This is a genomic window from Streptomyces sp. SS8 (assembly GCF_054072955.1).
Window position 1 is genome coordinate 318,427 of sequence record NZ_JBSVCZ010000001.1, and the last position, 18,122, is coordinate 336,548.

17 protein-coding genes are annotated in these 18,122 nt (G+C 74.5%); 10 read left to right on the forward strand and 7 right to left on the reverse strand.

Annotation, left to right across the window (positions count from 1 at the left end):
- Nucleotides 1–38 precede the first annotated feature (38 nt).
- Nucleotides 39–1,076: a LacI family DNA-binding transcriptional regulator gene (locus ACW69E_RS01315; RefSeq protein WP_457496306.1), complete on the reverse strand. Its 1,038-nt coding sequence runs from the start codon at nucleotides 1,074–1,076 to the stop codon at nucleotides 39–41.
- Between the two features lie 337 nt (nucleotides 1,077–1,413).
- Between ACW69E_RS01315 and ACW69E_RS01320 the strand changes: the two genes are divergently transcribed.
- The 4 genes from ACW69E_RS01320 (at nucleotide 1,414) to ACW69E_RS01335 (ending at nucleotide 6,208) form a co-directional block, all read left to right on the forward strand.
- Nucleotides 1,414–2,697 (forward strand): ABC transporter substrate-binding protein, encoded by a 1,284-nt coding sequence (locus ACW69E_RS01320; RefSeq protein ID WP_457496397.1) that lies wholly within the window; start codon nucleotides 1,414–1,416, stop codon nucleotides 2,695–2,697.
- 28 nt (nucleotides 2,698–2,725) lie between these two features.
- A complete protein-coding gene (locus tag ACW69E_RS01325) occupies nucleotides 2,726–3,742 on the forward strand; it encodes a carbohydrate ABC transporter permease (RefSeq protein ID WP_457496307.1) in 1,017 nt (338 codons plus the stop codon).
- Nucleotides 3,739–4,677, forward strand: a complete 939-nt coding sequence (locus tag ACW69E_RS01330; RefSeq protein WP_457496308.1) for a carbohydrate ABC transporter permease — start codon at nucleotides 3,739–3,741, stop codon at nucleotides 4,675–4,677. Before ACW69E_RS01325 ends, ACW69E_RS01330 begins: the two co-directional genes overlap by 4 nt.
- Before the next feature lie 73 nt (nucleotides 4,678–4,750).
- Nucleotides 4,751–6,208 carry a GH1 family beta-glucosidase gene (locus tag ACW69E_RS01335; protein ID WP_457496309.1) on the forward strand — a complete coding sequence of 486 codons (1,458 nt, stop codon included), beginning with the start codon at nucleotides 4,751–4,753 and terminating at the stop codon, nucleotides 6,206–6,208.
- Nucleotides 6,209–6,397: 189 nt separating this feature from the next.
- On the opposite strand, the gene ACW69E_RS01340 is transcribed toward ACW69E_RS01335, so the two are convergent.
- The 3 genes from ACW69E_RS01340 to ACW69E_RS01350 all read right to left on the reverse strand — a co-directional run bounded on the left by ACW69E_RS01340 (nucleotide 6,398) and on the right by ACW69E_RS01350 (nucleotide 8,922).
- Nucleotides 6,398–6,610 carry a hypothetical protein gene (locus ACW69E_RS01340; RefSeq protein ID WP_457496310.1) on the reverse strand — a complete coding sequence of 71 codons (213 nt, stop codon included), beginning with the start codon at nucleotides 6,608–6,610 and terminating at the stop codon, nucleotides 6,398–6,400.
- Nucleotides 6,611–6,747: 137 nt separating this feature from the next.
- Entirely contained in the window at nucleotides 6,748–8,136 is a 1,389-nt protein-coding gene (locus ACW69E_RS01345; protein WP_457496311.1) for an ATP-binding protein, read from the reverse strand.
- Between the two features lie 57 nt (nucleotides 8,137–8,193).
- The gene (locus ACW69E_RS01350; protein WP_457496312.1) at nucleotides 8,194–8,922 is read right to left on the reverse strand and encodes a response regulator transcription factor; all 729 of its coding nucleotides are present in this window, start codon (nucleotides 8,920–8,922) and stop codon (nucleotides 8,194–8,196) included.
- 95 nt (nucleotides 8,923–9,017) lie between these two features.
- Here ACW69E_RS01350 and ACW69E_RS01355 point away from each other — a divergent pair, with 95 nt between their 5' ends.
- The gene (locus ACW69E_RS01355; RefSeq protein ID WP_457496313.1) at nucleotides 9,018–9,566 is read left to right on the forward strand and encodes a hypothetical protein; all 549 of its coding nucleotides are present in this window, start codon (nucleotides 9,018–9,020) and stop codon (nucleotides 9,564–9,566) included.
- 45 nt (nucleotides 9,567–9,611) lie between these two features.
- Here the strand turns inward: ACW69E_RS01355 and ACW69E_RS01360 are convergent, their stop codons facing one another.
- Both ACW69E_RS01360 and ACW69E_RS01365 read right to left on the reverse strand, forming a co-directional pair.
- Nucleotides 9,612–10,490: a spermidine synthase gene (locus tag ACW69E_RS01360; RefSeq protein WP_457496314.1), complete on the reverse strand. Its 879-nt coding sequence runs from the start codon at nucleotides 10,488–10,490 to the stop codon at nucleotides 9,612–9,614.
- Between the two features lie 66 nt (nucleotides 10,491–10,556).
- Nucleotides 10,557–10,949, reverse strand: coding sequence for a hypothetical protein (locus ACW69E_RS01365; protein ID WP_457496315.1), 393 nt, complete (start codon nucleotides 10,947–10,949; stop codon nucleotides 10,557–10,559).
- A gap of 184 nt (nucleotides 10,950–11,133) precedes the next feature.
- Here ACW69E_RS01365 and ACW69E_RS01370 point away from each other — a divergent pair, with 184 nt between their 5' ends.
- Nucleotides 11,134–12,582 carry a hypothetical protein gene (locus ACW69E_RS01370; RefSeq protein WP_457496316.1) on the forward strand — a complete coding sequence of 483 codons (1,449 nt, stop codon included), beginning with the start codon at nucleotides 11,134–11,136 and terminating at the stop codon, nucleotides 12,580–12,582.
- Between the two features lie 21 nt (nucleotides 12,583–12,603).
- Here ACW69E_RS01370 and ACW69E_RS01375 read toward each other — a convergent pair whose 3' ends face one another.
- Nucleotides 12,604–13,212 (reverse strand): histidine phosphatase family protein, encoded by a 609-nt coding sequence (locus ACW69E_RS01375; RefSeq protein WP_457496317.1) that lies wholly within the window; start codon nucleotides 13,210–13,212, stop codon nucleotides 12,604–12,606.
- A gap of 276 nt (nucleotides 13,213–13,488) precedes the next feature.
- Here ACW69E_RS01375 and ACW69E_RS01380 point away from each other — a divergent pair, with 276 nt between their 5' ends.
- From ACW69E_RS01380 to ACW69E_RS01395, 4 genes are all read left to right on the forward strand, one after another.
- On the forward strand, nucleotides 13,489–14,655 hold the full coding sequence (locus tag ACW69E_RS01380) for a hypothetical protein (protein WP_457496318.1): 1,167 nt from the start codon (nucleotides 13,489–13,491) through the stop codon (nucleotides 14,653–14,655).
- Entirely contained in the window at nucleotides 14,655–16,190 is a 1,536-nt protein-coding gene (locus ACW69E_RS01385; RefSeq protein WP_457496319.1) for a hypothetical protein, read from the forward strand. The genes ACW69E_RS01380 and ACW69E_RS01385 overlap by 1 nt, the downstream gene beginning before the upstream one ends.
- Nucleotides 16,187–17,542 carry an AAA domain-containing protein gene (locus ACW69E_RS01390; protein ID WP_457496320.1) on the forward strand — a complete coding sequence of 452 codons (1,356 nt, stop codon included), beginning with the start codon at nucleotides 16,187–16,189 and terminating at the stop codon, nucleotides 17,540–17,542. Before ACW69E_RS01385 ends, ACW69E_RS01390 begins: the two co-directional genes overlap by 4 nt.
- A gap of 119 nt (nucleotides 17,543–17,661) precedes the next feature.
- Nucleotides 17,662–18,024, forward strand: a complete 363-nt coding sequence (locus tag ACW69E_RS01395; protein ID WP_237876765.1) for a hypothetical protein — start codon at nucleotides 17,662–17,664, stop codon at nucleotides 18,022–18,024.
- The last annotated feature ends 98 nt before the right edge of the window (nucleotides 18,025–18,122 follow it).

The following is an 18,122-nucleotide window of genomic DNA, read 5'->3' on the forward strand; positions in this document are numbered from 1 at the left end:
ACCGGCCGGGGCCGTCGGAAGGCCGGAAGACCGGGCTGTCAGGAGGAGGAGCGGCGGACCAGTTCGGTCGGCAGCACCCGGCTGGAGCGGTCTTCCCGGCCCGCCTTGCGACCCTCGATCTGCTCCAGCAGCACCCTGGCCATCGACCGGCCCATCTCCTCCAGCGGCTGCCGGACGCTGGTCAGCGGCGGGTCCATGTGGCGGGCGACGGTCGAGTCGTCGAAACCGACCAGGGCCACGTCCTCGGGCACCCGGCGGCCAGAGTCGCGCAGCACGGCGCGGGCGCCCGCGGCCATCACGTCGGAGGCGCAGAAGACGGCGTCCAGGTCCGGCCGCCGCGACAGCAGCTCCCGCATGGCGCGGCGGCCGCCCTCCTCGGTGAAGTCCCCGTCGGCCACCAGCCGTTCGTCCTCCTGCAGGCCCGCGGCGCGCAGCGCTTCGCGGTACCCCTCGAGACGGCACTGGGCGACGTACATGTCCGGCGGCCCGGTGACGGTGGCCACGGCGCGCCGGCCGCGGCCGATCAGGTGTTCCACGGCCGCCTGGGCGCCACCGGTGTTGTCGCAGTCCACGTACGCGACCGGCTCGTCGCCGCTGCGGCGGCCGCTGAGGACGGCGGGCATCTCGATGCTCTCCAGCAGGTCGGGCAGGGGGTCGTCGGCGTGCACGGACACCAGCAGCACGCCGTCCACCCGGTGGGCGGTGACGTACTGGGCGAAGCGGTCGCGTTCCTTGGGGTTGCGGATCAGGGTCAGCAGCAACTGCATGTCGGTGTCGGCGAGCTCGGTGCTGACGCCGCGGATGATGCCGGAGAAGTAGGGCTCGGCGAACAGTCTGGTCTCGGCCTCGGGGATGACCAGCGCGATCGCGTCGGTGCTGCCCGCGGCCAGCGCCCGGGCGGCCCGGTTGGGCACGTAGCCCAGTTCGGCGATCGCCTGCTGGACGGCGGTGCGCGTCTGGTCACTGACGTTGGCGGCGCCGTTGATCACCCGGGAGACGGTGCCGCGGCCCACCCCCGCGTAGGCGGCGACCTGCTCCAGAGTGGGCCGCTGGCCCCGCCTTCCGCTCACTGTCATGACCGCCTCCCCAGGGTGTACGGGCTCGACCGCAAGGGCCGGTCGGCCCTTGCACCAGTATCGATCAGCCACCGAAGCTAACAGCCGGATAACTGCGCCGGGTCAGTGTGTCCATTCCCTTGACACCCGCGCCAGGGAACCGCGACTCTTCAACTCATCACGTCTGGGAGCGCTCCCAAAGGACTTGGCCCATACAGAACCCACACGTTCCAGCCCGAGCCGCAGCACCATCCGTCACCGCGGTCCCCCACACCCTTCCACGGCCGGGAGTGAAACGTCAGGGCGCTAGGAGGACGCAGTGCGCAAGACCCGCACCACCCGCCGAGCCGTGGCCCTCATGGCCGCCGCGGCGATCGGCACGAGCCTGCTCGCCGGATGCGCGAGCGACGACGACTCGGGCGAGAAGGCCGGGGGAACCGACAGCAAGGGCAAGACCGTCATCACCGTCGGTCTCTTCGGGACCTTCGGCTTCAAGGAGGCCGGGCTCTACGAGGAGTACGAGAAGCTCAACCCGAAGGTCAAGATCGAGCAGAGCGTCGTCGAGCGGAACGAGAACTACTACCCGCAGCTTCTCACCCGCCTCGCCAGCAACAGCGGGCTCGCCGACATCCAGGGCATCGAGGTGGCGAACATCGCCGAGGTCGTCCAGACCCAGGCGGACAAGTTCGCCGACCTGTCCAAGGCCGGCGGAGTCTCCGAGGACGACTACTTCGACTGGAAGTGGAAGCAGGCCACCACCGCCGACGGCAAGACCATCGGCCTGGGCACCGACATCGGCCCGATGGCCATCTGCTACCGCAAGGACCACTTCAAGGCCGCCGGCCTGCCCACCGACCGCGACGAGGTCGGGAAGCTGTGGGAGGGCGACTGGCAGAAGTACCTCGACACCGGCAAGAAGTTCATGGACAGCGCCCCCAAGGGCGTCAAGTGGGTCGACTCCGCCAGCGGCCTGTACAACGCGGCCATCTCCTCCAGCGCCACCCGCTACTACGACGAGCAGGGCGAGGTCATCTACAAGACCAACTCCGACGTCAAGGAGGCCTGGGACGTCGCAGCGGAGGCCGCCTCCGAGGACATGACCGACAAGCACGAGCTGTTCACGGACTCGTGGAACAAGGCCATGAACAACGGCACCTTCGCCACGCTCTCCTGCCCCGCCTGGATGCTCGGCTACATCCAGGACAAGGGCGGCGAGAAGGCCGAGGGCAAGTGGGACGTCGCTCCCGCGCCCAAGGCCGGCAACTGGGGCGGCTCCTTCCTCGGAGTGCCCGAGAGCGGCAAGAACAAGGAGGAGGCGATCAAGCTCGCGGCCTGGCTGACCGCCCCCACCCAGCAGGCCAAGCTCTTCGCCGAGCGCGGCAGCTTCCCCAGCGCCCCGAAGTCGTACGAGACCCCCGAGGTCTCCGAGGCCACGCACGAGTACTTCTCGGACGCTCCCATCGGTGAGATCTTCTCCAAGGCGGCCGAGGGCATCCCGACCCAGGTGGTCGGCCCGAAGGACCAGGTCATCCAGGAGAACATCACCCGCAGCGGCCTCCTGCAGATGGAGCGCAGCGGTCTGTCCTCCGACAAGGCCTGGGAAGAGGCCACCAAGGCAGTCGACAACGCCCTGGACGAGTGATCGACAAGTGACCACTACCGGTTCGCCGGTGTCCGCGCCCCCCGTCAAGCAGGGGGGCGCGGCCCCGCGCCACAAACATCTCCCCTCCTCCCGCGAGGACCGGCGGCGGGCACGCCGCAGCCGCTGGTACCAGCGGGACGTGAAGTGGAGCCCCTACGGCTTCGTCGCCCCGTTCTTCCTCTTCTTCGGGGCGTTCAGTCTCTTCCCGCTGCTCTATACGGGCTGGGCGTCGCTGCACAAGGTGTCGCTGACGGCCCCCACCGACATGGAGTGGGCCGGGCTGCACAACTTCACCCGGCTGCTGGAGGACGAGTTCTTCTGGAACGCCCTGCGCAACACCTTCAGCATCGGGATCATCTCCACCGTGCCCCAGCTGCTGATCGCGCTCGGGCTGGCCCACCTGCTGAACTACAAGCTGCGCGGCGCCACGTTCTACCGCGTGGCCATGCTGGCTCCCTACGCCACCTCGGTGGCCGCGGCGACCCTCGTCTTCGTCGTGCTCTTCGGCCGTGACTACGGCATGATCAACTGGTTCCTGGGATTCGTCGGGATCGACCCCGTCAACTGGCACGAGGGCATGACCTCCCACCTCGCGATCTCCGCGATCGTGATCTGGCGCTGGACCGGCTACAACACCCTCATCTACCTCGCCGCCATGCAGGCGGTTCCCAAGGACCTGTACGAGTCGGCGGCGCTGGACGGCGCCTCGCGCTGGCAGCAGTTCATCCACGTCACCATCCCCGCGCTGCGGCCGACGATCCTGTTCACGGTCGTCGTCTCCACCATCGGCGCGACACAGCTGTTCGGCGAGCCCCTGCTGTTCAACCCCGGCGGCGGTGCGAGCGGCGGTCCGGCCCACCAGTACCAGACCCTGGGCCTGTACCTGTACGAGCAGGGCTGGGTCAACCTGCACCTGGGCCGGGCATCGGCCATCGCCTGGATGATGTTCCTGATCCTGGTGCTGATCGCGCTGGTCAACTGGCTGATCTCGCGCGGTATGCAGAAGCGGGAGCTGGGCCGCAAGACCGCGAGGAGGCGCTCATGAGCGTGCTGGACTCCGACCGCGCGACACCCGCGCGGACGGCACCCGAACCCGGCGGGGCCGGCCACCGCACCGGCCGCGGCCGCCCCCGTGCGCGGGGACGGGCCGGCGGCGCCGGCGGCACGCTGCACGGCGGCAAGCTGACGTACGCGGTGCTCTTCCTCGTCACCGCGATCGCGCTCTTCCCGCTGTTCTGGACGGCCGTGGCCGCCTCCCGGAACAACACCCGGCTCGCGGAGATGCCGCCGCCCTTCTGGTTCGGCGGCAACCTCTTCAAGAACCTGGGGATCGCCTGGACCGACGCCAACATGGGTCTGGCGCTGCTCAACACCACCATCGTCGCCGGGTCCATCGCGATCGGCACCGTGCTGTTCGGGACGATCGCCGGGTTCGCGTTCGCCAAACTCCGGTTCCGCTTCCGGAACCTGCTGCTGATGCTGACGATCGGCACCATGATGGTCCCGCCGCAGCTCAGCGTGGTGCCGCTGTTCATGGCGATCGCGGAACTGGAGTGGACCAACCAGCTCCAGGCCGTCATCCTGCCGACCTTCGTCAGCGCCTTCGGCGTGTTCTTCATGCGGCAGTACCTGCTGGAGGCGCTGCCGACCGAGCTGATCGAGGCCGCGCGGGTGGACGGCGCCAGCAGTCTGCGCATCGTGTGGCACGTGGTCTTCCCCGCCGCCCGGCCCGCGATGGCCGTGCTCGGCATGCTGACCTTCGTGATGGCCTGGAACGACTTCTTCTGGCCGATCATCGCGCTGACCCAGCAGAACCCGACCGTCCAGGTGGCCCTGACCGGTCTGGGCCGGGGCTACATACCCGACCAGTCGGTGATCATGGCCGGCGCACTGCTGGGCACCCTGCCGCTGCTGCTGATCCTGACCGTCTTCGGCAAGCAGATCGTCGGCGGCATCATGCAGGGGGCGGTCAAGGGCTGACCGGCAGCCCTTCCCGTCTCTCAGCCCCCCACGTCATCCCCTTCCGTACAACCATTGATGGGAGCGCTCCCATATGAGCCATTCCTCCTTCCCCGCCGGCTTCCTGTTCGGCTCGGCCACCTCCGCCTACCAGATCGAGGGCGCCGCCGCCGAGGACGGCCGCACGCCGTCCATCTGGGACACCTTCTGCCACACCCCCGGCAAGGTGCTCGGAGGCGACACCGGCGACGTGGCCGTGGACCACTACCACCGCTGGCGCGACGACGTGCAGCTCATGGCGGACCTCAACCTCAACGCCTACCGCTTCTCCATCTCCTGGTCCCGCGTCCAGCCCACCGGCCGCGGCCCCGCCGTCCAGCGCGGCCTGGACTTCTACCGCTCGCTGGTGGACGAGCTGCTGGCCAAGGGCATCACCCCCTGGATCACGCTCTACCACTGGGACCTGCCGCAGGAGCTGGAGGACGCCGGCGGCTGGCCGGAGCGCGCCACCGCCGAGCGGTTCGCCGAGTACGCCTCCCTGGTCGCCGGCGCGCTCGGCGACCGCGTGGAGCGCTGGACCACCCTCAACGAGCCCTGGTGCTCGGCCTACCTCGGCTACGGCTCGGGCGTCCACGCCCCCGGCCGCACCGACCACGCCGACGTGCTGCGCGCCGCCCACCACCTCAACCTCGCCCACGGGCTGGGCACCCAGGCCCTGCGCGCCGCACTCCCCGGCCGCGCGCAGATCGGCGTCAGCGTCAACCCGGCCGCCGTGCGGGCCCTCACCGACGACCCCGCCGATCTGGACGCCGCACGCCGCATCGACGCCCTGGCCAACCGGATCTTCGACGGCCCGATGCTGCGCGGGGTGTACGACGAGGACCTGATCCAGGACACCTCGCGCCTGACGGACTGGAGCTTCGTCAAGGACGGCGACCTGGCCGACATCCACCAGCCGCTGGACGCCCTGGGCATCAACTACTACACCCCCACCCTGGTCTCGGCCTCCGCGGACCGGAAGCTGCCGCGCCGGGACGGGCACGGCGGCGGCGAGCAGTCCCCCTGGCCTGCCTCGGAGGACATCGCCTTCCACCAGACCCCGGGCGAGACCACCGACATGGGCTGGACGATCGACCCCACCGGTCTGCACGACCTGCTCATGCGCTACCACCGCGAGACCGGCGGCATCCCGCTCTACATCACCGAGAACGGCATGGCCTGCGACGACAAGCCGTCCCCCGACGGCGCCGTCCACGACCCCGACCGCATCGCCTACCTCCACAGCCACCTGGACACCGTCCGGCGGGCGATCGCCGACGGCGCCGACGTGCGCGGCTACTTCCTGTGGTCCCTGCTGGACAACTTCGAGTGGGCGTACGGCTACAGCAAGCGCTTCGGCACGGTGTACGTGGACTTCGACTCCCTGGAGCGCGTCCCCAAGTCCAGCGCCCGGTGGTACGCCGAGGTCGCCCGGACCGGCGAACTGCCCGCGGCCGGGACACTGGACGCGGTGGACGCCGTGGACGCCGTGAGGGCCCCGGTGGCCGACTGAGGCACCCGGCCGGGCGGTCTGCCCGGAGGGCCTGACCGGGCCAGACCGGAACACACCGGCCGGAGCGGGCGGGGCGCAGCGGGCGTGGGGGGTGGAGACCGCTGCGCCCCGCCTGCCGTGGGGGGTGGCTGGTTCACGGGGGCCGGCTCCCGTCGGCCGACGGGAACAGGTGGGACCGGGGCGGAGGGTTCAGCGGGGAGGCGGCTGGGCGCCCTCCCGTGCCCCGCCGTCCGCGGCTGGCGGGTCGGCGGCGGACGCGGCGGACGGCGCGGGGCCCGGCTCCGCCGTCGCCGTACCGGCCAGGATCAGCCCGCCGGCCGCCACGATCGCCGCCACGGCCGCGTCGGCGATCGGCTGCCGCCGCCCGCCCGGGCGGCGCCACTGTGCGGCGATGCTTCTCATGACACTCCTGCCTCGATCCAGGGGGAACGTGGACAGGGAGCACGCTAGCGAGGCGGACTCCGGCGAAACACCCGTTCCGGGCAGACGTGCGGGAACTTATGGCTCCCTTAAGGCCGGTCTACGGAACGGCTGAGAAATCACGACTTTCGGCGCACACCCCGTCGCACTCTGTGTCCGCGCCGACGGCTCGCTCCACCGGCGGATCCTCCCTCCGAGGACAGCAGGAGCCGTACCTCCGTCCCGCCGAGCACCGAGCGCCCGATCCGCACGTCGCCGCCGGTGGCCTCCGCCACCCGCCGCACGATGTCCAGGCCCAGGCCCGTGGAGCCGGGCCCGCCGTCGCCGTGGCCTCGGCGCAGCGCCGCGTCGGGGTCACCGATGCCGGGCCCCGCGTCGGAGACCAGCACTATCACCGAGTCGCCGGCGGCCGAGCGGTGGACGTCCACGGCGAAGGCGGTGCCCTCCGGGGTGTGGCGGAAGACGTTGCCGAGCAGCGCGTCGAGGGCGGCGGCGAGGTCGGCGCGGGCCACGGGGACGCGCACCGGCTCCCCGACCCCGGCCAGTTCCGCCTTCCGGCCCTCGTCCTCGGCGAGCGCGGACCAGAAGTCCATCCGCTCCCGGATCACCTCACAGGCGTCGCAGTAGGCACCGCCGCCCGGCGCGTCCGGCGGCTGGGTCCGCTGCTCGCGCGCGGTGCGGATGATGTGGTCCACCTCCCGCTCCAGCTGCGCCACGGCCGCGCGCGTCTGCTCGGCGGCGTCGCCGTCGCCGAGCGAGGCGGTGTTGAGGCGGAGCACCGTCAGGGGAGTGCGCAGCCGGTGGGAGAGATCGGCCGCCAGCTCCCTCTCGTTGGCGAGCAGTTGGGCGACCTGATCGGCCATGGAGTTGAACGCGGCCGCGGCCAGGCGCAGTTCGGCGGGGCCCTCCACCGGGACCCGCACCGCCAGCCGTCCCGTGCCCAGCTCCCTCGCGGCCCCGGCCAGCCGCTCGGCGGCGCCCACCATGCGGGTGCCCAGCCGGTCGGCGATGACGACGGACGCCGCGACGAGCGCCAGGCCGGTGCCGGCCAGGACGAGCCAGGCGGTGGTGACACCGCCCGTGACCTCCTCCTCGGGCACGAACACCTCGACAACGGCCGACCGTTCGGTGGTGACCGGCTGGAGCAGCACGAAGCCGCCCTCGACGGGCACGACGGCCGCCCCCTCCAGAGGGGCCGCGGACCTCAGCCTCTCCCCGGTCAGGCGGCGTTCACCGATCTCGGCGCTCCCGTCCTCCCGGCCCGGGGGCGCGTACACGGCGATCCGCCCGGCGGCCTGCGCCGGCATGCTGGCCAGCCCGCGCTGGAGTGGGCCCCGGTCGCCGCCGGTGGCGGCGAGCAGATGGGTGACGGAGGCGGCCAGCCGCTCGGCGCCCGTGAAGGCCCGGTCGCGGGCCATCTCCTTGACCACCAGCGCCAGGGGCACGGCGAAGGCCACCACGACCATCGCGGTCACGGCGATGCACACCTTGACCAGCGCCCGTCTCATGGGCCCCTCCCCCTCTCCTGCCCACCACCGCCCCGGCCTCCGCGGCCACGGCCGGGCTCACCCCCGCGAGGACTCCCGGGAGGAATCGCGCGGGGGCTCCAGTTTGACGCCCACACCGCGCAGTGTGTGCAGATAGCGGGGGCTGGCCGCGGTCTCGCCCAGCTTCCTGCGGAGCCAGGAGAGATGGACGTCGATGGTCTGGTCGTCGCCGTAGCTCTGCTGCCAGACCTCCGCCAGCAGCTCCCTGCGCGGCACGACGACCCCGGGGCGCTGCGCGAGGAAGGCCAGCAGGTCGAACTCCCGGCGGGTCAGGTCCAGGGCGCGGCCGTCGAGTTCGGCCTGCCGCCGCAACGGGTCGATGACCAGCCCCCCGGCCCGTATCGCCCGGTCCGCCTCCGCGCCCGCACCGCCGCCGCCCGCGCCCGTGCCCGCGCGGCGCAGCACGGCGGCCATCCGGGCGGACAGGTGCTCCACGGAGAACGGCTTGACCAGGTAGTCGTCGGCACCGTCGTTGAGCAGCCGGACGATCTCGGCCTCGTCGTCCCGCGCGGTGGCGATGATCACGGGCACCTGGGTGATCCCGCGCAGCATCTTCAGCGCCTCGGCCCCGTCGAGGTCCGGCAGCCCGAGGTCGAGGATCACCACGTCGAACCCGAGGTGCGCGACCTCCCGCAGCGCCTCCAGGGCCGTTCCGACGCTGCGTACGGTGTGGGAGGCCTCCGTCAGATGCCTGATCAGGGCGGAGCGTACGAACTGGTCGTCCTCGACGACGAGTACACGTGCCATGGGCGGCACGGTACGGCATGCGCGGGCGCCCCGAGGAGGCTCCGGACGCGGCCGCGAGCGCGAGGAGTGCGGGGAAAGCGGCTAGGGTGCGCGGGATGCGACGAGGACTGGTTCACGCGGGCGCGTGGGTGCTGGCCACCGGGTCGGCGGTGACCCTGTCCTGGTTCGGTGTGCGCACCGTGGTGTCACAGGCCGCGTACGACCTGCCGCGGATGCCGCCGCTCGCCTCGGACACGCCGGCGCCGTCCGCCTCGCGCGACGGCCCCGAGCCGGAGACCGCCTCCACCCGGCGGCCCAGAGCGTCCTCGGCCGTCCGTTCCCCCGGGCCGTCCGGGCCGTCCGTCTCGCGCGGCTCCGCCGGGGCCCGGCGGGACGCCGGGCCGGGCGGGGGCACCGCGAGCGCCGGCAGGACGTCCGGGAACGTGGAGAGCCGTGAGGTGCGCGGCGGCCGGGTCGCCTTCGACCTGGGCCGGGACTCGGCCGATCTCGTCTCCGCTTCCCCCGCTCCCGGCTGGGAGATGCGGGTGTGGCAGGGGAGCCGGTGGATACGGGTCACCTTCACCCGGGGCGAGGAGGCGTCGTCGGTCTTCTGCGTCTGGGACGGTGCCCCGCCACGGGTGACGGTCGACGAGCACGGGGGCTGACGTCCCGGGGCGGCGGGGTGCGGAGCCGGGGCGCGGCGCCGGGTCTCAGCGTCGCTGGAAGACCCGCGCGGGCGGCTGCGGCGAGGGGGTGGCGGTGGCGTCCGTGACGGGGGCGGCGCCCCCGGTGAAGCCGGCCAGCGCGCGGCCGTGTTCGACCCGGCCGGGGTGCGGGTCGCCCGCCGCGCGCCGGGTGATCTCGGCCACGGGCAGCGCCCGGTCACAGGCGGCCAGGACGGCGTTGCCGAAGCGCCGCCCGCGCAGTACGGCGGGGTCGGCGATCAGGCACAGTTCGGGGAAGACGGCGGCGGCGGTGGCGACCTGCGCGCGCAGGTGGGCCAGCGGCGGCCCGTCGGCGAGGTTGGCGGCGTAGAGCCCTCCGGGGCCCAGCACCCGCCGGACCTCGGCGAGGAACTCCGCGCTGGTCAGATGGGCGGGGGTGCGGGCGCCGCCGAAGACGTCCGCGACGATCAGGTCGGCCCCGTCCTCGGGGAGCTTCGCGAGCCCGGCGCGGGCGTCGCCGCCGCGCACCCGTATCCGCCAGGCGCCTTCCAGTGGCAGCTCGCGGCGGACCAGGGCGGTCAGCGCGGCGTCCGCCTCGAAGACCTGCTGGGTGGAGCGCGGCCGGGTGACGGCGGTGTAGCGGGCGAGGGTGAGCCCGCCGCCGCCGAGGTGCACCGCCCGCAGCGGTCGCCCGGGCGGCGCGGCCAGGTCGATCAGATGGCCGATCCGGCGCTGGTACTCGAACTCCAGGTGCGCCGGATCGTCGAGGTCCACATGGGACTGCGGTGCGCCGTCGAGCAGGAGCGTCCAGGCGCGCGGCCGGTCCGGGTCCGGCAGGAGCTGGGCCAGTCCGCCGTCGACCGGCTCGCTCACCGGCTCCCTGGTCCGCCTGCCGCCCTCGCGCCGCCGTCCGTTCCTCGCCACACGGTCCAGTATCACCCGTACGGCCCACCCGCGCCCGGTGGGACCCCTCCGGTGCTCAGGGGGTGCTCAGGAGGTGCCCTCGGCGGCGGCGATCGTACGGGCCGCCTCGCTCAGCGCGGCGCGCAGCCTCGCGGGCTCGGTGGTGCCCGCCTGCGCGCTCTCCGGGGGCACCAGCCATCCGGTGCCCGCCACCGGCGGGTCAAGGGGCCGGCCGGAGCGGCGGTGGGCCGGGACGCAGACGCTGCCCGGCAGGTCCCAGCCGTCCGCGGTGCCGGGCGGGACCAGGAAGCCGAGGGTGCCGCCCGCTCCGTCGTGCAGCACCGGGCCCACGCACTCGCGCAGGCGCAGGATGTCGACGGCCTCCAGGCCGTGCCGCGCGGGCACGGTCACCAGTTCGCAGGGCGCGTCCGGCACTCCGGCGGGCGGCGGGCCGCCGGTCTCGCAGCCGGTGTCCAGCACGGGGAACCTCCTCCTGGGTCGTCCTCCACGTTCGCTACACAGGGCTCAACGAACCGGTCTGTCAACCGCTACGGCGCAATGCCGCCGCAAAGGATGGCAGTTGATGGCAGATCACGTGTTGGATATCCCGTTTGTCTGCAAAACATCTCGTATCTTCCGTGGGGCGGCCGGTACGGTCCCGGCCATGGCGTCGTCACCGTCACCCTCAGCGCCGGCGGGTCCGGGCCGTCAGCCCAATCTGGCCTTCCGGCGGTTGCGCGGGCGGCTCTCGCCCGGGGAGTTCGCGGCGGCCGTCCGCAGGGCGGCCCGGGAGATAGGCGAGAACGTCTCCTGTGACGCCCGGTACGTCGGGCGGGTGGAGGCCGGGGAGATCCGCTGCCCCAACTACGCCTACGAGCGCGTGTTCCTGCACATGTACCCGGGGTACTCGCTCACCGATCTGGGCTTCGAGCCCCGTCAGGCGGTTCGCGGGCGCGCCGCGCGCGGACGGGGGGCGTACGACTCCGCGGGCACACCCGAAGACGCCCGTATCCGCCCCGGCTCCCCCTTCCCGGAGCCGTCCTGCCCGACCCGCGATCCGAGCCACGGCCCGAGCGATCGCCCGACCGACGAGGAGAACGACGTGCTGCGTCGCGCGTTCATGACCGGCGGCCCGGCCGCAGTGGCGGCGGTGTCCCTGGACCCCCTGGCGCGCCCGGCCGCCGCGGCCCCCGCCGCCCGGAACGGCCGGCCCGGCGCGGCCGAGGCCGCGGCCGTCGAGGAGACCGTGCGCGGCATCCGGCTGCTCGACGACCGGTACGGCGCCGACGACCTCTACCACCGGGCCGACGGCGCCCTGCGGTCCGCGTACGACATGCTGGACGCGGGCGCCCGGCGGCAGCCGGCCGCCGACCGGCTGCACTCCTGGACCGGCGAACTGGCCCTGTCCGTGGGCTGGCTGGCCCACGACTCGGGCCGTCTGGCCGAGGCCCGCCCGCACTACGCCGAGGCCCTGGCCATCGCCCGGGTGGCCGGGGACGCGGCCCTGGAGGCACACGCCTTCTGCAACACCTCCTTCCTCGCCCGCGACGCGGGGCGCCCCCGGGAGGCGGTACGGGCCGCGCAGGCCGGGCAGCACATCGCCCGCCACCTGGGCTCGGCGCGGCTGCTGTCGCTGCTGGCGGCGCGCGAGGCGGGCGGCTGGGCCCTCCTCGCCGACCGCACGGCCTGCGAGGAGTCCCTCGGCCGGGCGCGGACGCTGTTCGAGCACGGCCCCCGCGACGCCGACCCGGAGTGGATGACCTTCTACGGCGAGGCCGAACTGAGCGGTCTGGAGGCCCAGTGCCGGGCGGCACTGGGCGACTGGGGGCGCGCGGCACGCCGCGCGCGCCGCGCGGTGGCCCTCCAGGATCCGCACTTCGCGCGCAACACCGCCCTGTTCACCGCCGAACTGGCGGACGACCTCGCCGGCGGGGGCGAGTTGGAGGAGGCCGCCGGGTCCGCCGTCCGGGCGCTGGACCTGCTCGGCCAGGTGCGCTCCTCCCGCGTCGGCGGGATGCTCGACGGCACCGCCCGGCGGCTGCGCCACCACCGGGGCGTCCCGGCCGTCGCGGACTTCCTGGACCGCATGGCCGAGATGGCGCGGCCGGCCTGACGGCGGCCCGCCGACCGTCCGTCACCGCCCCGGCCGGTCCAGGTGGCCCCGGTCGTTCCAGCTCTCGACGGCCGGCTCCCCGTAGGCCCAGCCCAGCACCGACAGCGCCCCCGCGTCCAGGCGCAGCCGTGCGGCGAAGGACGGGTCCAGGCCCAGCCAGCGCGCGCCCAGCACCCGGAGCAGATGGCCGTGCGCGAAGACGAGCACGTCCCGCTCCGCCGACCGCGCCCAGGCGACCACCTCGTCGGCGCGGGCGGCGACCTGCGCCAGGCGCTCGCCGCCGGCCACGCCGTCGCTCCAGATGAGCCAGTCCCGCCCCGCCCGCTCCCTGATGCCGTCCGGGGTCAGCCCCTCGTAGGCGCCGTAGTCCCACTCCAGCAGCGCGTCCCAGTCGGCGGCCCGCTCCCCGAAGCCCGCCAGGTCACAGGTCTCCCTCGCCCTCGACAGCGGGCTGGTACGGACCTCGGCCTCCGGCAGCCCGTCCCAGGGCGCGCCTCTGAGCCGCTCCCCCAGGGCCCGCGCCATGCCGCGCCCCTCCTCCAGCAGGGGGACGTCGGTGCGGCCGGTGTGCCGCCCGGACCGGGACCATGCGGTCTGGCCGTGCCGGACCGCCAGGATGCGCGCTGCCATTGCTTGCCTTCCGTAAGGGACTCCCGGCGCCGCCGGGCTCACGACCATCATCGCGCGCCGGACCCGTGCGCCGTCACGCCGAGCCCCCGCCCCGGCCGTCCACCACCGACGACGACGGGGTGACGAGCACCGCCGACCACCGCACGCCGGATGTGCCGGCGGGCCGGGCCGCGAACGGCCCGGCGGGGGACGCGTTTGCGGGACAGCGGTCCGCGCCGGCGGTTTCGGGCGACCTCAACTCCACCGTTGTCACAGGCGGATGTCACACTTCCGCGGGTGAGCTACAACCCCGACAGCCAACCGACGACAGCCCTGCGCCGGCGGCTCGCCGAGCTGCGCGGCGCCGACGTCGCGCCCCGGCCGATGGACGCGCGGGCGCTCGCCGCGCTGGCCGCCAACCCGGGCTGCCGCCGCCGGGCGCTGCTGGACGGCGCCGGGGTGGACAAGGGCGCGCTGGCACAGGCGCTCGGCTCCCCCGCGCCCTTCGGGCAGTCGCAGTTCGCGTTCGTCCGCGGCCACGCCTTCGAGGCTCGGGTGAAGGGGGACGGCGGCGCCGAGCTGATGCGCCTGGTCCACTCGCGCACCGCCGCGGCGGACGCCCCCGCCCCCGGGCCCGGCGAGGTGTCCGTACCCGACCTGTCGGCGCCCGGACCGGAAGGGCGCGCGGAGCGCACCCGGCAGGCGCTGGAGCGGGCGACGGCCGACGGCGGATGGACGCTGCTGGACCACCCGATGGTGCGGCTGGAGGTGGCCGGGTCCCCCGTGCATCTGGAGCCCGACGCGGTGGCCGTCCACCCGGACGGGCGCTGGACGGTGGTGGAGATCAAGTCCTTCCCGATCCTGGACGGTTCGGCCGATCCGGCCAAGGTCGGCGCCGCGGCACGGCAGGCGGCCGTCTACGCCCTGGCGCTGCGGGCGCTCGGGACGCCCGGCGGCCGGGTGGACGACCGGGCGCTGCTGGTCTGCCCGAAGGACTTCTCCAACCTGCCAACCGCCGAGGCGGTCGACCTGCGCAGGCAGATCGCCACCACCCGGCGGCAGCTAGCCCGGCTGACGCGGCTGGACGAGATCGCCGCCGCGCTCCCCGGGGACGCCACCTTCGACCCGGCCCGCCCGCCCGCCGAACTGGCCGGTTCCGTGGAGTCGGTGCCGGCCGCCTACGCGCCGCAGTGCCTGTCCACCTGCGAACTGGCCTTCCACTGCCGCGACCGCGCCCGGTCCGAGGGCTCGGTGGAGGTGCTGGGCCGCGAGGTCCGCGGGGAGCTGGGCGGGCTGACCACGGTCGGGGCGGTCCTGGCGGCCGCCCGCGGCGAGGCGCGCGACACCGCGGACCGCTCCCCCGGGAACCCACCGCAGGAGCCCGCCGGTGATCCGGCCGCCGCCGCGCTGCGCCGCGCGGCCCGGCTGCGGGCCGAGGCCCTCGCGGCCGCGGGGAGGCCCTGATGTCGCTGGTGACCACCCTGGCCCGGATCGAGGCCGCGGCCGCGGGCCGGGCGCGGCCCGTGGCGACGGTGCGCCACCGGCACCTGGCCGAGCGGCCCCTGGTCCTGGTGCCGCTGACCACCGCCGGCGAGGTCGGCGCCCCGCTGGGCGCGATGGTCGGGACGGACCGGGACGCGCCCCGTCTGCTGGTCGTGCCCCAGCCGCGCGACCGCACGCTGCGCTTCGCCTTCCTCGCCGAGCTGGCCGACGCCGTACTGCCCCATCTGGAGTCCGCGCAGGACGAGGTGGAGCTCGTCGAGCGCTCCGAGACCGACCCGGATACGGGGAGGAAGGCGAAGGTCGAGGTCGAGCTGTGCGCGGACGCGCCGCAGCTGGTCGTGCCCAGCGCCGCGGGCATCGCCCACGTACGGCTGCTGGGGCGGTCCATGCGCTTCCGCCGCACCGCCGAGGAGGATCCGCGGGCCGCCCATCCCGCCCCGCCGCGGCTGCCGCTGCTGGGGCGGTGGCTGACGCACTACGGGGAGCGGGCCCGGGTGCCCGGTTCCTCGCTGCTGCTGGCCGTCACCGAGGCGCTGGGCCGCCACTGGGCCACGGGCCAGAGCCGTCTGGAGGACCAGCACCTGGGCGCCCTGCTGGCCTGGATCACCGCCGGGGAGGGCGAGTCGGGAGCGGAGGCCGCCCTCCGCGCCGAGCTGGCCCGCGACCGCGACGGGCTGCTGCTCACCCCGCCCGCGGGCCCGGCCACCGACCCGGCCTTCGACAACCGCCGCCTGGCCCCGGCCGTCGCGCGGTACGACGCGGGGCTGCCCGGCGCCGAGGCGGAGATCCGCGAACTGGTCGCATCCCAGCTGCGGCCCACCTGGGACGCGGTGTGGCAGGGCCTGGACCTGCTGCGCGCGCTGCCGCCGGGCGCGCACGTCGCCGACCGCTGGAAGCGGGACCGCTGGTCCTACACCGCCCACCGCGACCGGGTGCGCGCCGGCGAGCCGCCGCAGCCCAGGCGCGACGACGCGGTGACGGCGGCCCGCAAGCTCGCCGCCCGGGAGACGGCCCAGGCGGAACTGGCCGCCCAGGAGGCGCTGGACGACCCGCTGGTGATGGCTCAGCGGCGGATGGCCGGGGAGGCGTTCGAGGGCGAGGTGGTCGAGGTGGAGACGGCGTACTCGTCGGGGAGGCGTCCGATGCCGCGCCCGCTGGTCACCGTCCGCACCGCGGACCGGCCGCACCTGGAGGGGGGCGAGCGGCTGTACCGGGCCCTGGAGGGCGGGAAGTCGCAGCCAGGGGTGTTCACGGAGTCCCCCGCGCCGGGGCTGCTGACGGTACGGCTGACCGGCGGCATGGGCCGCGGCAGGGAGCCGGAGGCCGGTTCGGTGCCGGAGGCGGGCGAGACGGTGTGCTGGACGCTGTTCGAGCACGCGCCGCGCGGCGGACCGGACCTGCCGGACCCGGAGGAGACGCCGTGGACGCACGGCGGCCCGCCCGACCCCGACGCCCTGGACGCGCCCGACCCCGTGACACCGGAGGACCTGCTTTGAACGGCACCCCGGACGACGCCCCCGCCGGCTCCGCGCCCGACCCGGGCGCGGCCGCCGCCGAGGCGACCGGCGCGATCCTGCGCGACGTCCTCTCCGGCGCCCACCGCGGTGTGGTCGTGGACTCGCCGCCCGGCGCCGGCAAGACCACGCTGGTGGTGCGCGCCGCCCGGGAGCTGGCCGCCGCGGGCCGCCCGCTGATGATCGTCGCCCAGACCAACGCCCAGGTCGACGATCTGGTGGACCGGCTGGCGACCGCCGAGCCGGAGCTGCCGGTGGGCCGGCTGCACAGCAGCGAGGCGCAGCCGTACTCCCCGGTGCTGGACCGCCACCCGTCGGTGGTGAAGTCCTCGAAGGCCGCGGATCTGGCCGGGCTGGACGTGGTGGTCTCCACGGCCGCCAAGTGGGCCCACGTCAAAGGCGCCGGTCCGTGGGAGCAGGCCATCGTGGACGAGGCGTACCAGATGCGCTCCGACGCACTGCTGTCGGTGGCCGGGCTGTTCGAGCGGGCGCTGTTCGTGGGCGACCCCGGTCAGCTCGACCCGTTCAGCCAGGTCGGCGCCGAGCAGTGGGCGGGGCTGTCGTACGACCCGTCGGCCAGCGCCGTGACCACGCTGCTGGCGCACAACCCGGACCTGCCCGTGCACCGGCTGCCGGTCTCCTGGCGGCTGCCCGCTTCGGCCGCGCCGCTGGTGTCGGGAGCGTTCTACCCCTACACCCCGTTCCGCAGCGGCACCGGGCCGGGCGAGCGGCGGCTGGAGTTCGCGCTGCCCTCCGACGGATCCAGCGTGGACCGGGTGCTGGACGAGGCGGCCGGCTCCGGGTGGGGGCTGCTGGAGCTGCCCGCCCGCCACACCCCGCGCACCGACCCGGAGGCGGTCGCGGCCGTGGCGGCGGTGGTACGGCGGCTGCTGGACCGCCGCGGCGCGGCGTTCGGCGAGCGTTCCGGGGAGCCCGGCCAGGTGACGGCGGAGCGGATCGCGGTGGGCACCGCCCACCGCGACCAGGCGGCGGCCGTCCGCGCGGCACTGGCCTCCCTGGGTGTGACGGACGTCGCGGTGGACACCGCCAACCGGCTCCAGGGCCGCGAGTTCGATGTGACGGTGGTGCTCCACCCGCTGTCGGGCCGCCCGGACGCCACGGCCTTCCATCTGGAGACGGGGCGGCTGTGCGTGCTGGCCTCGCGCCACCGGCACGCCTGCGTGGTGGTGTGCCGGGCGGGCGTTCCCGAGCTGCTGGACGAGTACCCCTCGGCCGAGCCGGTCCAGCTCGGGGTGACGGTCAAGTTCCCGGACGGCTGGGAGGCCAACCACGCGGTCCTGGCCCATCTGGCGGAGCACACCGTGCCCTGGTGAGCGGCTCGTCCGGGGCGGCCGGGAGAGGCCGGCGGGGAGGGCCGCCCGGCTCGGCCCCGCGCCGGGCGTGCGCGAGGGTGGACAATGGAACGCTGCCCACGACCGACGGAGGTATCTCCATGCCCGAGCCGAACCCGGCTCCGGAACGGCGCGGCGGTGAGCCGCGCCATCGGCGCCCCGCGCCGCTGCTCTTCGAGCCGCCGGACGCCGCCTCGGACCCCGAGCACTTCTTCGACCTGGAGTCCATCGAGGACCCGCGCGAGCTGCTGGGCCGCGCCACCGAGCTGGCCCTGGCCTTCCGCGCGGCGGCGGACCGGGCCATGGAGTTCCAGGCCATGGCGGCGGCGCAGCTCGCCGATCCCGGGCGCTTCGACCGGCTGCCGGACGAGGCGATCGCGGACCGGGCCGAGTGGACGGCCGACTACGCCCGCAAGATGATCGAGTTCGGCCGCGAGCTGATGAGGGACCGCACCCCGGAGTGACGGCGCGCAGGTGACGGCGGCCGGGGCGGTGGCACGGGGCGGCGGTCACGGCCAGGGCGTGTTCCGAAGGCGGCGTCGTGCGCCCGCGGGACGCGCGG

Coding starts and splice junctions, on each gene's coding strand:
- ACW69E_RS01385 (WP_457496319.1), top strand. CDS start 14,655: ATGTCGCTGGTGACCACCCTGGCCCGGATCGAGGCCGCGGCCGCGGGC.
- ACW69E_RS01370 (WP_457496316.1), top strand. CDS start 11,134: ATGGCGTCGTCACCGTCACCCTCAGCGCCGGCGGGTCCGGGCCGTCAG.
- ACW69E_RS01335 (WP_457496309.1), top strand. CDS start 4,751: ATGAGCCATTCCTCCTTCCCCGCCGGCTTCCTGTTCGGCTCGGCCACC.
- ACW69E_RS01355 (WP_457496313.1), top strand. CDS start 9,018: ATGCGACGAGGACTGGTTCACGCGGGCGCGTGGGTGCTGGCCACCGGG.
- ACW69E_RS01320 (WP_457496397.1), top strand. CDS start 1,414: ATGGCCGCCGCGGCGATCGGCACGAGCCTGCTCGCCGGATGCGCGAGC.
- ACW69E_RS01340 (WP_457496310.1), bottom strand. CDS start 6,610: ATGAGAAGCATCGCCGCACAGTGGCGCCGCCCGGGCGGGCGGCGGCAG.
- ACW69E_RS01395 (WP_237876765.1), top strand. CDS start 17,662: ATGCCCGAGCCGAACCCGGCTCCGGAACGGCGCGGCGGTGAGCCGCGC.
- ACW69E_RS01315 (WP_457496306.1), bottom strand. CDS start 1,076: ATGACAGTGAGCGGAAGGCGGGGCCAGCGGCCCACTCTGGAGCAGGTC.
- ACW69E_RS01330 (WP_457496308.1), top strand. CDS start 3,739: ATGAGCGTGCTGGACTCCGACCGCGCGACACCCGCGCGGACGGCACCC.
- ACW69E_RS01375 (WP_457496317.1), bottom strand. CDS start 13,212: ATGGCAGCGCGCATCCTGGCGGTCCGGCACGGCCAGACCGCATGGTCC.
- ACW69E_RS01350 (WP_457496312.1), bottom strand. CDS start 8,922: ATGGCACGTGTACTCGTCGTCGAGGACGACCAGTTCGTACGCTCCGCC.
- ACW69E_RS01345 (WP_457496311.1), bottom strand. CDS start 8,136: ATGAGACGGGCGCTGGTCAAGGTGTGCATCGCCGTGACCGCGATGGTC.